The 546-nt window shown below is 65.6% G+C and carries 1 protein-coding gene; it reads left to right on the forward strand.

The genetic code is table 11. The annotated features are described in order from the left end of the window. Nucleotides 1-59: 59 nt before the first annotated feature. Nucleotides 60-546, forward strand: a 487-nt coding sequence (locus tag FUT87_RS27525; protein ID WP_147243029.1) for a helix-turn-helix domain-containing protein, incomplete at its 3' end; no start/stop codon positions are given.

Below are 546 nucleotides of genomic sequence, written 5' to 3' on the forward strand. Positions count from 1 at the left end.
CGCGGGCGCGGGCACGGCCGGCTGTGGTGAAATCTTCCCTTTCCAGGAACACGTTGCGCATGGATGACGATCTGAACGATGGCAAGCAGCAGCCCGAGTCGGTGGCCGCGGTGCTCAAGGTCTTTGCCATCCTGCAGGCCCTGTCGGAACGCAGCGACACCGGCATCTCGGAGCTCTCGGTGCGGCTGGCCATGCCCAAGGCCACGGTCTACCGCTTCCTGCAGACGATGAAGACCCTGGGCTACGTGCACCAGGAGTCCGACAGCGAGCGCTACGGCCTGGCGATGAAGGTCTTCGAGATCGGCGCCAAGGCGTTGCAGTATCCGGACCTGGTCGACCTGTCCAAGCACCACATGCAGATGCTGGCCGACGCCACCGGCGAGACGGTCCACCTGGGCACGCTGATCGACAGCGAGATCATCTACGTCCACAAGGTCGACTCCCGGCACATGCTGGGCATGTACTCGCGCATCGGTCGCCGCGCGCCGTTGCACTGCACCGCGATCGGCAAGGTGCTGATGGCCTGGGAGCATCCGGAGCGCCGCG

Source organism: Mitsuaria sp. TWR114 (assembly GCF_007997345.1).